Source organism: Mesorhizobium sp. J8, assembly GCF_016591715.1.
Lineage (GTDB): Bacteria > Pseudomonadota > Alphaproteobacteria > Rhizobiales > Rhizobiaceae > Mesorhizobium.
The window spans coordinates 1458453-1472196 of record NZ_AP024109.1 but is presented as its reverse complement, the minus strand read 5'-3'; the positions used below and the strand labels follow the sequence as shown (position 1 = coordinate 1472196).

General features: G+C 60.0%; 7 protein-coding genes and 1 pseudogene. 4 read left to right on the top strand and 4 right to left on the bottom strand.

From position 1 onward, the window contains the following. Positions 1-610: 610 nt before the first annotated feature. Positions 611-1645, bottom strand: coding sequence for an L-threonine 3-dehydrogenase (tdh, locus tag MJ8_RS06725; protein WP_201413660.1), 1035 nt, complete (start codon positions 1643-1645; stop codon positions 611-613). A gap of 1291 nt (positions 1646-2936) precedes the next feature. Here tdh and MJ8_RS06720 point away from each other — a divergent pair. Genes MJ8_RS06720 through MJ8_RS06705 form a run of 4 tightly spaced genes read left to right on the top strand, consistent with a single transcriptional unit; the run spans position 2937 to position 8633 of the window. Continuing rightward, positions 2937-4100, top strand: a complete 1164-nt coding sequence (locus tag MJ8_RS06720; RefSeq protein WP_201413659.1) for an MFS transporter — start codon at positions 2937-2939, stop codon at positions 4098-4100. Between the two features lie 3 nt (positions 4101-4103). Continuing rightward, a complete protein-coding gene (locus MJ8_RS32720; RefSeq protein ID WP_201413658.1) occupies positions 4104-5387 on the top strand; it encodes a saccharopine dehydrogenase C-terminal domain-containing protein in 1284 nt (427 codons plus the stop codon). Continuing rightward, positions 5278-6612: a SidA/IucD/PvdA family monooxygenase gene (locus MJ8_RS06710; RefSeq protein WP_201413657.1), complete on the top strand. Its 1335-nt coding sequence runs from the start codon at positions 5278-5280 to the stop codon at positions 6610-6612. The genes MJ8_RS32720 and MJ8_RS06710 overlap by 110 nt, the downstream gene beginning before the upstream one ends. 20 nt (positions 6613-6632) lie before the next feature. Next, positions 6633-8633 carry a class I tRNA ligase family protein gene (locus tag MJ8_RS06705; protein ID WP_201413656.1) on the top strand — a complete coding sequence of 667 codons (2001 nt, stop codon included), beginning with the start codon at positions 6633-6635 and terminating at the stop codon, positions 8631-8633. A gap of 487 nt (positions 8634-9120) precedes the next feature. On the opposite strand, the gene MJ8_RS06700 is transcribed toward MJ8_RS06705, so the two are convergent. The 3 genes and pseudogenes from MJ8_RS06700 to MJ8_RS32640 form a co-directional block, all read right to left on the bottom strand. Continuing rightward, entirely contained in the window at positions 9121-10440 is a 1320-nt protein-coding gene (locus MJ8_RS06700) for a tetratricopeptide repeat protein (protein ID WP_201413655.1), read from the bottom strand. A gap of 688 nt (positions 10441-11128) precedes the next feature. Then, a complete protein-coding gene (locus tag MJ8_RS06695; protein ID WP_201413654.1) occupies positions 11129-13237 on the bottom strand; it encodes a prolyl oligopeptidase family serine peptidase in 2109 nt (702 codons plus the stop codon). Between the two features lie 32 nt (positions 13238-13269). After that, positions 13270-13568: pseudogene (locus MJ8_RS32640) on the bottom strand (hypothetical protein); the annotation flags it as partial. Between the last annotated feature and the right edge of the window lie 176 nt (positions 13569-13744).

Here is a 13744-nt window from a genome sequence, read left to right as displayed (position 1 = left end):
CTCGGGCTCTCTCTGTCGGCGCGGCGCTGCGGAGAACGATGTCCAAGTCGTGGAGACGCACCTTGCGGCCGACCGCACCTCCTGCACAAGAGTGACGGCCAATTAGTTCTGGCTGTTTTGAATGCCGGCGGCTACTGGATGATGTGGAACTGCGCGCCTCGTGGCGAAACGCTCCAGCTTTGCAGTCACCCAATTCGACACGTTGCAATTGCGCCTCATCACGATCGCTGCGCGCGTGCTCGACGCAAATGCGCCTGCACTTGCCGACATCCTGCCCGGACCAGCGGACTCTCCGCATCGTCCTCAGTCGCATCCTGCAACTCGCGACATAAATGATGGAGCGCAGACGTCCCGAAACGAACCCCGCTGACCGCAACCCGCAAACCCGGCTGCCACCACCGAGGGATCACCGGGCGCCCGACGAGGATATCAAAACGCACCCGCAACCGTGACCAGAGGTCGCCTGAGGCCATCGAAAGCTCACCGCCGGTGCATCAATCGAGCTGGCTGAGAAGGCGCTCTCGTCACGGTTGCAGCCCTTTCGGCTTGGGCTTGCCCCACCGCACACGTGTTCCTGTCGGAAAGGGGCAGCAACAACCCATCCTCTCCCTCACCAATCCATCACCACCTTGCCAGAACTACCGCTCCGCATCGCATCGAACCCAACCTGGAAATCATCGATGCCGATGCGGTGCGTGATTAGCCCCGAAACATCGAGCGGGCCTTGCACCAGGGCGATCATCTTGTACCAGGTCTCGAACATCTCGCGGCCGTAGATGCCCTTGAGATGCAGCATCTTGAAGATGACCTTGTTCCAGTCGATCTCGAAGCCGGTCGGCGCGATGCCGAGAATGGCGATCTTGCCGCCATTGTTCATGGTGTCGATCATGTCGCGGAAGGCGGGCGCTGCGCCCGACATCTCAAGCCCGACGTCAAAACCCTCGGTCATGCCGATAGAAGGCATGACGTCGCGCAGCTTCTCCTTCGAGGCGTCGACGACGTGCTGGACGCCGAGCTTGCGCGCCAGATCCAGCCTGACCGGGTTGATGTCGGTGATGACGACTTTGCGCGCGCCGACGCATTGCGCGACCAGCGCGCCCATGATGCCGATCGGGCCGGCTCCGGTGACCAGCACGTCCTCGCCGACCAAATCGAACGACAATGCCGTGTGGACCGCGTTGCCTAGCGGATCGAAGATGGCCGCGATCTCGTCCGGCACGTCGTCGGGGATCGGTACGACATTGTGCTGCGGGATCGCCATGTATTCGCCGAAGGCGCCCGGACGGTTGACGCCGACGCCGAGCGTGTTGCGGCACAGATGCCCCCTGCCCGCGCGACAGTTGCGGCAATGGCCGCAGACGATATGACCCTCGCCCGAGACGCGCTGGCCGACCTTGTATTCGGTGACCGCCGCGCCGCAATCGGCAACCGTGCCGACGAATTCATGGCCGGTCACCATCGGCACCGGCACGGTCTTCTGCGCCCACTGGTCCCAGTTGTAGATGTGGACGTCGGTGCCGCAGATCGCGGTCTTCTTGACCTTGATCAGCACGTCGTTGGGGCCAATTTCTGGCACCGGCACCTCTTCCATCCAGATGCCCGGCTCGGCCTTGGCCTTCACCAGCGCCTTCATCATGTTGGACATTCTTTGTTCCTTGCATCTCTCGATCCGGAATCGCTTCTGGTGGTGGCCGTTAAGGAAATCACGTCCATTCTTTGCCAGAATGAAAGTGGCGCGGCGCGGTGGAGGCCTGGAACGCCAACGGCAGCCAACGAGGCGCCGAGCGCCGACGCTGCCGAAGGCAACAAAGTCGACGCGCGCATCAACTCAGCCCGCTTATCCGTCAGACAACGAACGTCGTCTGCCAAGGCCGCCGCAGCAAATCGCGTGCCGGACCACGCACTTCCGTCGTTACGCTGCCGCGGAACGGCCGCAAACAAGCTTTGGTCCGATCCCGACATTACTGTCGAACTGCGTACAAATGGCGGAGCGGCTCCGGAATTGAGCGCGCCCGCCAAGGTTGGTGGTAAAGGCTCATCCAGACTTCGTTCAATACCAACCTCTGGGACACTATCGAACCGAAGAAGGATCTTCTCCTAGCAAGTCTCGCGGCGTCACATCCGTGCCGCGGCAACTGGCTCGGGTGGCATTCCATGCCGATAGGGTCGATGCCTGCTACGCGTCCTGCTCTACCCCAAACACCGAGCTCGCCAGATTATGGACCTCCTACAGTGCCGAAGCGGTGTCATCGGCGACCAACGAACGGGAGCTGCCGAAGCAGCACTTGCTGGAGCAGATGTTTTCCGGATCCGGGCTAAAACAAGGGCAAAAGACCGGCTTCGGCTTGCAAGCCCTGGTCATCGATTTGCGCTGCGGTTGTCGAAATTTGCACGCCAAGGAGCCTTGCCTGAGCACACAGAAGGTCCGTGCCTGCCTCTCAAACTCGGGCTCCATTGAGTGGCCCACGAGAGTTGTGGCTCCGGGCCAAGTTCAGAGCATAGCAGTCTCACGACATCTTCTGCTGCCTTTGTCGAGTTCACGACATGGCCCTCTTTGCCACGCTCTTGCTTTGCCTCCAGCTAGTCGTCTGAAAAGAAACCGAAAAACTGTTTTTTCGGGTCACCCAATCACCTGGCATGGATCTTGAGAGACTTCGCCGTGAAGCGGGCAGAAGCTGCCTGCCATTACTCATGCACGGTGGCCGATATGAATGGGCGAATGACAATAACAATCTATGTCATTACTGAGATGGCGCATCCCATAGCTGCGAACCTTATAACCATGACGTAGAATTGTATCGGCCACCTAATACTTATTTCATCTCCTCGCCGCAGAAGCTTACAGATTCATGGAATGATCAATGAAAGCCTGCAGCATCTCTAGCTCCACTACGCGCCCTTTTTGGCCAAGGCGGCTGTTCGTTGTTGAAAGATGCTTGATTTCCTTTGCAATGGGCACCTTCGCGTTGCTTCCAGTGTACCTGTTGTCAATCGGGCGAAACGAAATCTTTTTTGGTTCGATTTCATCAGCCGGAATGGCGGCCGCCATATTCATAGTCCTGCTCAGTCCTACGCTGACGCGCCAATTTAGCGTGCGGCGGCTCGCACCGGTCGGCGGGCTTCTCTATGCGGCAGGCTGCGCGACCATGCTCCTGAACGAATTGTCGGGAATGCGCGCGACATTCCCTTACTTCCTGAGCTACATGTTTCAATCGGGTGGATGGGCGCTGCACTTCACTATGGGCTCGATATGCATTTCCGCCCTCTCAAGCGATGCGGACCGGCCGTCGAGCTTCATGGCCTACTCTGCATTCTCCACCTTAGGGTTGACCTGCGGACCACTGCTTGGCAGCCTCCTTACCCATTTCACCGGCTTGGGCACGGTGGATATGTTCGTTCTGGCAATGCTTGCCGCGACGACAGGTTCGGCTTTGTCATTTTGGGCAGTGAAACGCGCACCGAATATCCGCAAAGCCGATATTCCTAATAACGCGGCGCTCACGCGCGATCTTTCCAATATCCTATTCAGCAATTCCAGTCCTTTTTTTCTTCTCGTACTCTTATCCGCAAGCATTTACACTACACTGGTCAATTTCCAGGCTCCATTTGCGAGCCAGTCCGGCCTTCCGTACGAAATATTCTTTGGCTCTTGGGCGATAGCAGTAGTCGGCTCCAGATTTGCAATTGGTCCACGGGTAACTCGAAGCGCAGCCGGGCGCACGTTGCCGCTACTCCTGGGCGGGATGGGCGTTTCGCTTCTCGGCTTTCACTACTCTCCCGGCCACCCGACTATTTACGCAGTGACATCACTCATGACCGGGATAACTTACGGGTTGTCCTATCCCCTGATGCAGTCAGAAGCTGTCCGTGTAACTGCGCCGCAATCCCGGACCTTCGTGCAGATCATCTTCAGTCTTTCCTATTTTCTCGGCCTGTATTTATTCCCTTTCGTCGCCGGACTCGTCTCAGTTCACCTGGGGTACGACGTGCTGACGTTGTTAATTGCCGGCTTGGCCCTACTGCAAACGGTTATTGCTATCCTGGGCTATCGTGCCATCCGGCGGAAACCGGCGCCGACCGTGGCCGGTAACAAAGGCTGAAGCATGGGCACTATCCGCGGCAGGTGCCACGTCGTCATCGGAGCCGGTCCAGTCGGCCGGGCGGTGGCGCTTCAACTTGCGGATCAGCTGGACTCGTTCGTCGTCGTCGTGGTTGACAGGAGCCAATCTGCGCTTGCCGCGGCGCGACGGCTTCTGGGCGATCTCGAGAACGTGCGCTTCGACGCCTCGTTAGACCCATCCGGTCTTTCAGTTCAAACGCGATCGCTGATCATGGCTACGTCTTGGAAAGACTGCCGAAATCTGGTCGCCGAGCTTTTGCAGCGAACGCACGAGGCAAGTCTGCACACCCCTATTGTGTGCGTCGGCAGGCCGGACCCTGACGACCCTCTCCGAATACCGTCTGACGGTCCGCCCGTAGTCTTGGGAGCAGGTCTCGAACCAGGATTGGTCGAAGCTTTGGTCTCGCTGGTTGCGGCCGAACTAAAGGACATAAGGAGCATAGTAACTCATTGCGGAGGGATTCCCAGAATTCCGGAACCTCCGCTGAACTATTCTCTCGCCTTTGGGCGTCGGCTGCCAATAGAGCCAAGGCTCGCGTTGGCTCGAATCAATGGCCAAGCCATTACGCGAAATCGTTTCGAAAACGTGTCTTCGCTATTCGTGGATGGTGTCGGCCTTCTCGAGGCATACGATGACGCAATGGTTTCATCGACGGCCGCGGACGCTCATCCTAGCATTCCGACACTTCGTCAGTTGACTGTGCGGTGGCCGGGCTTTGCGGATGGTGTTCGGATGTTGAATCGCCTTGGGCTACTGTCCGGCGACGAGGTCGAGATCGGGTGCGCGCGCCTGCAGGTCAGGGATGTCACCGAGGCCCTTTTAAGTCGCCGGAGTCCAAACGACGGTGGCGACCAGGTCATCCTTGACCTCGCAATTGAGGACCGTCACGGGCGGGTTGCCCGCTGGACGTCTATCCTTCGCTCCGCGCTTCAGGAGCGAGGTTTCTCAAGCATGGCTATCGCCACCGCGGTTCCGGTGGTCGCGGCCGTGGAATGCGTAACGCGCAAACAGTTGCGGGGCCCCATACACCCCGGCGAAGCCAATCTCGCCGACGTCGCCGCGATTGCCCTCGGCCAAATGCGGAGAAGCCGGATCGCTATCTTAGCCGAGCGCGCGACCGGGCTGTTGGCAACAAGCACGATTTTGGGAGCCGCTCATGCAAAGGCGAAAGACACTGCTCGTGGGGAGCGGACCAGCAAACCTTGCACTGCTGACGTGCCTGAAGGAACGGGAATCCCCGGTTTTGCATTCGCTCGAAGTCCTTGAGCGCCGCGACAGTGCAGAATGGCACCCGGGCATCGTTTTTCAGGATTCGGCGCTCCAAGTGTCGCTATTCAAGGATCTGGCGTTCCTGAGGAATCCGGCAAGCCCCTTCACTTTCTTCTCATTCCTGCGTGACAAGGAGCTTCTCTATCACTTCATCCATACGAACAACCTGTATCCTTCGAGGAAGCTGTTCTCCGACTATCTGGTCTGGGTAAGCCGGTTCTTTGCAAATAAGATTTCTTTCGGCAAGGAGGCGGTGGCGGTTAGGTTCCGCGGGGAGCCGCCGGGACCCCAAAGCCTCGCCGTCACGGTCCGGGATGTTTCGAGCGGAACTGTTTCGGAAATCGAGGCTCACGACTTGGTCGTCAGCCTTGGGCACGAGCCATACATCCCCGAAAATCTGGCCGTTGATCCCGGCCGCGTGGTGCATTCAAATTTCTTCCTATCCCATGCGAACGAGGGAATGATCAATGCGAATGCCCGCGTTGCGGTCGTCGGGTCCGGGCAAAGCGCCGGCGAGATAGTCAGATTCCTGCTGCAACACCGGGAAGTATCGGAAGTTATTGTTGTTGGTCGGCGTCGCCTCTTCGAACAGACGGATGACAATCCATTCGTAAATGATTTCTACACTTATCCACACTCTCTAAAGTTCGCAGAGCTGCCACTCGAAGATCGCAAAAGGTTTCTTTCCGACACGAGGAACACGAACTTCTCCACCGTCACCAAGGACATCCTCAAAGACATCTATGATCTTCGCTTTGAGGACCAGGTGTGCGGACGCGACAGACTTAAGCTGTTCGCGTATTCGGAAATCACGGCGGCGAGGCCTCTCGAGAATGGTCTTCGTCTTGACCTATGCGGAATCGGAGGCGGGCCGGCACCGACGACGGTTGAAATTGATCTCCTGGTATGTGCGACGGGTTTTTCGAACCGCCGCCATCTATCGTTCCTCCAACCGCTGCAACCGCGCATGGAAGATGCCGACGTCTCTGTCGACGAATCCTTCGAAGTGGGCCTCGATCGGATGGCAGAATTGCATCGCTTGGGTCCGAGCCCTCGTGTCTTCCTGATGAACCACTCTTTTGGCCTGCGAGGCCTAACGGAGCACACACTCGGCGGTCTGGCCGAACGCGCGGCGGTGGTGGCTGAAGCGCTGCAAGACGGGCACGTGCTTCATCCTGCTCAGGATCACCCCGAGACCGTGCCAGCCGTATGGCCAACTTGAAATTCGAGAGTCGAAACGAAATGACCCGTCCGCAAATAATAGATCTCAAAAATGAAACACGCGCCGTCCGCATCTCGATCGACCGTGGCATCGTAATGCATGATCCCTTCCCGGAAGGGGGCGACGTTTCTGTCCGACTGCTGAAGCTCAGTCCAGGCGCTACCACTTGCCGTCATAACCATACTGAAGTCGAATTTTGGACAGTGATCTCTGGCGGCGTTCGAATTCACCTGGATGAAGACACGTTCCTGCTGCTTGGCGGGGAGAGCATCAGGATGGACCCGCTGAGCAGGCACAGGATTGAGGCTTTGGACAGCGGTGCGGTCATGCAAACGGTGTGGTGGCACAGCCGCGAAGCTTTCGAAAAGGCGACTTCCGCGAATGAATTGAGAGGAAAGAACAGACCGCTTCTGCTGGTGCCCGCCATGCTTACCCCGAATGGGAGCATGCATATAGGTCATGCCTCAGGACCGTTCCTATACGCGGATGTGTTGCGCCGAATTGCTGAGGCTGGCGGCCGAAAGGTTTTCGTGCTGCAGGGGACACACGGTCACCTTGAGCACATTGCAATTGCGGCCAGTGCCGCTGGACTGGAATATTACCAGTTGGCTGAGAAAAACACGGCTTCTTTCCAGGAAGCTCTACATCGGTTCAACGCAGTTCCGGATATTTTCCTTGGGACGGAGCCTGACTGCCGCGGGAAGGCGGTCGTTCTCGAGGTCTTTGAGCGACTTTGCAGCAAAGGCCTGATCGCTGAAAGAGAGCATTTGGTCCCGTATGACGTTCAAAGCGGGCGCTTCAAGGTGGACGCCTTCGTCCACGGCCAGTGCCCCTATTGCGGCGGGTATTCCTCCGGTCACGAATGCGAGGATTGCGGCGCTCTAGTCCTCGATGCCGAACTGCGGAATCCGGTCGGTCTCGATGGCCGATCACTGGAACGTCGTCTCCTGAAGCGCCTTTTCCTGAACCTCGCTCCATTGCATGGCGCACTCGAATCCTTCGCCTCACGGGACTTACTGCCCGTTTACGCCAAACTCTACATTGAGTCTTGGCTGTCTCGGGGGCTTCCGGAGGTCTGCATCTCAAATCCAAACCGGGAGGGAATTCGGGTCCCAATCCCAGGTTACGAACGCCAGCGTTTCACCATCACCATGGAACACGTGCCTCGGCACTTGCTCGCCTTAGAAACGATAAGGGAAAAGAGCGGATGCCCCGCCTTCTGGTACCAAATCCCGCAGGACGAAATGCCGGAGGTGAACATCCTCTTCGGCGCGGATAACGCCTTTGGGCGTCTGTTGGTTATTCCCGCGGTACTTTCGGCCCTTGATCTGCACGAGATGCTCCCGCGACGGATTTTCGTCAACCAGATGCTCACTCTCGAGGGGAAGAAGTTCTCAACGTCACGAAATCACGCAATCTGGGTGAACGACATGGCTGCGGAAGAGACCGCCGGGCCGCTTCGCTTCTACTTGTGTCGCTGCCGTCCGGACGGCGATGTCGAGGACTTCTCTATCAGTGCCTACGAGAACTGGAAACGGGACTTCTGGGACAGACGGCTGTCGAGATCGATCGCGAAGGCCAACGAGGTCGTCGGCCGGGTCGCGACAGACGAGCTACCATGTCCTGGCCAGTGGTCAGCCACCGAGATTGCATTCCTCGCGGACTGCAAACGCTTCAACGCAGAAGTGCGGGCGCGCTTCGAAGCGGATTATCCGGACGTACGTCAGTTGACTCGCGCAATCGAGGCGTTCGTCGATGCCATCGACCGCTATTCATGTTCAGTGCTGCAAGGTTCGGCTGCTACGAAGGTCAACGATGCGCTTGACCGGACCGCGGCTCGCGTGGTGACTTTCGCGCTCGTCGGCCTCTGTGTCGCGACATATCCCGTCGTACCGAGTTTCGCCGCGCCCATTGCCGAAAGGTTTGGGCTAGACGTTCCCAAGCTCAGTTGGTTGGACCGCGACTGGATAGCCGAGCCCGTCCGGCTGTCTGCAGGCCGTGGTGCCAGAGGCCGTGAATAGCCGATCAAAGATTGCGGCGTACATCGCAGCCGCTTTTCGAGAAACAAGGCCGGGGATGCGAGTAAGCCGGGGGGTGCGTTCGGACGCCATCTGGGGTGAGATTCTACCCGCATTGCATCTTCAGTGCCGCGCGGCATGGCCGGCTCCGCCCTTTCGGAACGAGCTCAAAATTGTACATTGAGATGATTGCGCCGACACGCGTCTTGAAGGACCCGACAGGAAGGACCGCTGTTGGGCAAGCCATCCATCTGCTCGAACGGAGCGCTCCACGATTCCATTGTTGCGCATGGCGAGCCCTTCGTTACGATGCGTCAGAGCTGTCCGAGTTCCGCTAGCGTCTGACAGAGGGCAAGTGCATTCCCACAGTGGCACCGGTTGTGTGCATCACCGTCGGTTTGCACCTTCCAGCGCCTGCCCGACCGCGAACTGAGAACTCGGGCGCCCCGACCAGTCCGTGGGCACTCTGTCGCCATGTTGCGTGAAATCTTCAGGCTGCGAGCAGATTGTACCAGCGCGTGTCGCGCGGCGACGGACGGCAGTGCAGGCGGCGATCGAGAAGCGCACGCGCCTTGACGGCCTCGCCGCTACGCATGAGAGCGAGAAGAAGCATGTCTTCAATTACCTCACGCTGCGCGCCGCTGCCCCCGATCCGCACGACCTCAGTTGCGACCGGCTCCAAGATACGGACGCAACCTACATAGTCCTCCTCCGCGAAGGACAAGGCGGCGCGGCAGATCGCCGGCACGACTGGCCCTGCGGCCAGGGTCCCGGCCTCGATCATACCCGTCAATGCCTGCACCCGCCGCTCGACCGCGGCCCTGTCACCGACCGCTGCCGCGATAAGGGCCATGTGGACATCGGCGAAGGGGAAGCCGGCCTTTTGGAAGTATTGCTTGGAGTAGGTTGCCGCGGCCGCCCACAGCCCGGTCGGCACCCTATGACCGTAGGCCTGGAGCCGCCACAGGAAAGACGCCGTGTCGCTGACCACGTTGACTGGCATCCCGGCCGTCACGGACGGCTGGATGTAATCCGCGTATATCGCAAGCGCGCGCTCCGGATCACCCCGCTCCAAGGCGCCCAACGCCGCGTGCCAGGCAATGTGGCCGTGGAGGATGCCAGTGCGGTCGTAGCGAGGCAACCAGTTCGCAACCAGCTTCTCGGCGTCTTCACCCGCGCCGCCCTCGTACATGGCGTGCGAGAGCGCGTGGGCCGCGTTCGCGTTGTTGGTCCGCAGGTCGTAACCACGCTGCGTCAGGGCTCGGCCGAGCGTCACGTTGCCATTCTCGACATGGGACCAACCCCGATAAGTGACGAACCACCAATCGTCGGCATCGAAGTGCCTGGCGTGGCGCTCACACAAATCTACACGCGCCTGGTTGTGATCAGCCATCCCCGAGAAGGCGAAGAGCCCGAAGGCGCCGAGAGGCAGCGAGAGGATCAGGATGTCCCGCGGCCAGGTATCGGCGTGCGCGAGCGCCCGCTGAAGCGCCTTTGACGAATGGCCGCGGATGGCAAGCGATAGGATCTCCACATGGCTCCGCTCCCGCTCGTTTCCGCGCCGCGCGACAATCTCTTCGGCCGTTGCGATCCGCGCTTTGGCATCGGCCAGTTCAGCACGGATGGCATGCAGGCGCGCGCGCGCCGCATGGGCGAGAGCGAAATCTGCGTCGGCCGCGATCGCCTCCCCGAGCGCCTCCGCAGCACCAGGCCAGTTCGACAGCAGCAGATCGATCCCTTCCCGATAGAGTTCGGCCGCGCGGTCGGACGTTGTGGAGAGTGGTAATCCGCGGCTGTCGAGTTGCGTCATGGCAGGCACTTCATTTCGGAAGCTGGCACGTGCAAATGCTCATGCGGATTATATGCCATTGCCTTATTGGCTGCATTTTGACTGTCTGCCAGATCGTGTCATTCAAGCGGAGAGACTTACCGAGAAAAGGCCTGATCGTCGGCCTCACCTAGGCTTCGGGGCTATCCCTGATTACAAGATAGCAGCAATGGTGACAAAAGGCATGTCGGCCCATCATCGACCTTCAGCATACGCACGGCTTCGATGCCGGCCACGATGTCGGGGTTAGTGAAGCCCTCAGTGGCGCACCAATCCCAAAGACCTCCTGGCCGACTTTTGTGCTTGGCGACATCGGCGTGCATCTCGCTCCATGCCGCTGAGGGTGGTGCCGGCGATAGTCGAGCCGTGATAGCCGATCTCACGCAGTTCCTTGTGCTCGACGAAGGGATGAAGGTGATGCGCGGCATCGATCTGCCGAAGCTGCTTCAGCGACTAGTTCTGGTAGGTCATGGGTTTTTCTTTCCTCTTGAATCAATCCGGCAGAAGCCGGGCGGATTTATCAGAGGAAGGCGGGCGCATAGCCGCAAAAGCTAGGCACGCAGTGTGCGCGGCGATGTCACTGCGACCCTGAAGGCGCCTGATGTGCTGATGCGAGCCATGGCGGCACATTAAGCCGCAGGTGGCCACGAACACAAGCCGCGCCATGTTCTCAGTCGAGCAGCGTATTTTCCGAAATCCGGGTTCTACTTTTCGGTCCGGTGCTCAGTGCCCGCTGCAGAAAGACGTAGCGCATCGCTGTCTGCGCCGCTTGCGGCCGGCGGTCGCCCCGCCCGCCATGGCCGCCTTCGGTCTCCTCGAAGAAAAGCGTCCGGTCGTGACCTGCCTCGTGGAGCCGCGCGGCCATCTTGCGAGCGTGTCCCGGATGGACGCGGTCGTCGGCGGTCGAGGTCATCAGCAGCACCGGCGGATAGGCCGCATCCACCGCGACATGCTGGTAGGGCGAATAGGCGCCGAGCCATGCGGCCTCTTCGGGCTTCGACGGATCGCCATATTCGGCGATCCAGGAGGCGCCGGGCGGCAGTTCGGTGTAGCGCAGCATGTCGAGCAGCGGCACGTTGATGATGACGGCGCCGAACAGATCCGGCCGCTGCGTCAGCGACGTGCCGGTCAGCAGACCGCCATTCGAGCCGCCCTGGATGCCAAGCTGCGCCGCCGTGGTGATGCCGCGGCTGACCACATCCTCGGCCACCGCCGCGAAATCGTCGAAGGCGTTCTGGCGTTTGCCCTTCAGCGCCGCCTGGTGCCAGGCCGGACCGAACTCGCCGCCGCCGCGGATGTTGGCCTGGACATAGGCGTTGCCCTTGTCCAGCCAGAGCTTGCCGCGAATGCCGGCATAGCCGGGCAGCAGCGGCACCTCGAAACCGCCATAGCCGTAGAGCAGCGCCGGCACCGGCCCCTCCTGGTCGCGCCGCCGCACCACGAAATATGGGATCATCGTGCCGTCCTTCGAGCGCGCCTCGAACTGCTCCGAAACATAGGGCGAGGCGTCGAAGCGGGCCGGCTGCGACTTCACGGTTTCCAGCGTCTCGCCATTGTCGTCCGACCAGATGATCGAACTCGGCGTCAGGAAATCGGTGAAGAAGAAGGAGACGCTCGAGCCGAAATGCTCGACATGGCAGATGCCGACATTGCCGTTGTCGGGTAGAGCCACCGGCTTGAGCGACCAGCCATTTGCGGTGCGGTCGCAGGCGATGACCTTGCCGCGCACATTGTCCATCAGGTTGATGAACAGCCGGTCCTGCGTCCTGGCGAGCCCGGCGATCGAAACGCGATGCGCCGGCGTGAGCACGGTCTCGAACGGACCGAACTTGCCTGTGTCGATCCACCGGTCGAAATCGACCGAGTAAAGCCCGTCGGGCAGGCATTGCGTGCCGTCGGGCGCCGTCCACGGGCTGCGCACGCTGAAGACGAGCTGTCCCTTGAAGATCGCCGTGTCGGTGACGTCGTCGGGCAGCGGAATGCGCCTGTTTTCGCCTGAATCCAGTCGCAGGAATCTGTGCGAGGTGAAGAAGTCGATGCCCTTGCCGAGCAGCACATGCCGCTTGTCACCGTCATATTCAACGCCGCCGCTGACCGCCAGATGCCGCTTTTCCCCCTCGAAGATCGGTTCAGCATCTTCGATCTTCGTGCCCCGCCGCCAGAGCTTGATGACGCGCGGATAGCCGGATTGGGTCTTGTCGTCTTCCTCGAATGCAGCCGAGACGATTACCGTATCCTTGTCCAGCCAGGAAAATCGCGACTTCGATGCGGGCGCGCGAAAGCCGTCCTCGACGAAGGATCTCGTCGCGATGTCGAACTCGCGCATCTCACTGGCGTCGCCGCCGTCGGGCGACATGGAGAGCAGGCCGCGGTTGAAATCGGGATAGAGCCGGCTCGCCCCGCCGAACACCCATTTCACGCCTTCCTTCGCCGAGAGTTCATCGAAATCGATGATCGTCTCCCAATCCGGCTTCTCGGTCTTGTAGGAAGCGACAGGCGTGCGCCGCCACAGGCCCAGCGCATTGGCCTTGTCCTGCCAGAAATTATAGACGTACCCGGCAAGCGCGGCCCCGACCGGCATATTGTCCTCGGCCGTCATCAGGTCGAGCGCTGTCTCGAAGGTCGCCTGATAGGAAGGATCACCCTGCAGTTCGGCGACCGTCAGCGCATTCTGACGATGAACCCAGTCAAGCGCCTCCTTGCCGTTGCGATCCTCCAGCCACAGGAAAGGATCAAAGTCCGCCAATTCGGGCTTGGTCTTGGTTGTGGTTCTGGTCATGATGTCTCCAGGATGTCGTCTGGCGGCTCTGCCTAAATCGCGGCGGTCGCGCCAACTTTCAAGGATCGGCTCGAAGGCTTCTCGGTCTTACACAATCCGCCTGCGAAAGACGGGCGTTGCAGGCGGCGCTGCGCCTCCGAGGGGACTGGCAGGCCGGCGGCGCCGATCGCGTCCATCACGCTGCCGGTGGGCGGCGGCACGACGATGCCGCCAACGCCTCACATCAGCGAGAAAGCGGCATTGCCTGGCAACCAGCATCGAGCCGCTGAAGCGCTCGCCGAGTTCGATGATGCATCGTATAGATCCCGTAGGAGACCGCGCCCCAGATGAAGCTGCGAACCTGTGGCACGCCATCAGCGGACGTTTCCATTGGGTGGACTTGCCGATGCTCTCTTGTTCTGAAATGCGATCCGCTGACTCGATATGTTGGGTTCCTTCCTTCGTGATACCGGCGACAAGAATGCCTGTGGGCAATTCCCGCAACCCACAGCTAAGAGTCGCAAATCT

Bases quoted from the DNA above. Each gene is read 5' to 3' on its own strand.
- tdh (WP_201413660.1), bottom strand. From the start codon at position 1,645: ATGTCCAACATGATGAAGGCGCTGGTGAAGGCCAAGGCCGAGCCGGGC.
- MJ8_RS06695 (WP_201413654.1), bottom strand. From the start codon at position 13,237: ATGACCAGAACCACAACCAAGACCAAGCCCGAATTGGCGGACTTTGAT.
- MJ8_RS06710 (WP_201413657.1), top strand. From the start codon at position 5,278: ATGCAAAGGCGAAAGACACTGCTCGTGGGGAGCGGACCAGCAAACCTT.
- MJ8_RS06700 (WP_201413655.1), bottom strand. From the start codon at position 10,440: ATGACGCAACTCGACAGCCGCGGATTACCACTCTCCACAACGTCCGAC.
- MJ8_RS06705 (WP_201413656.1), top strand. From the start codon at position 6,633: ATGACCCGTCCGCAAATAATAGATCTCAAAAATGAAACACGCGCCGTC.
- MJ8_RS32720 (WP_201413658.1), top strand. From the start codon at position 4,104: ATGGGCACTATCCGCGGCAGGTGCCACGTCGTCATCGGAGCCGGTCCA.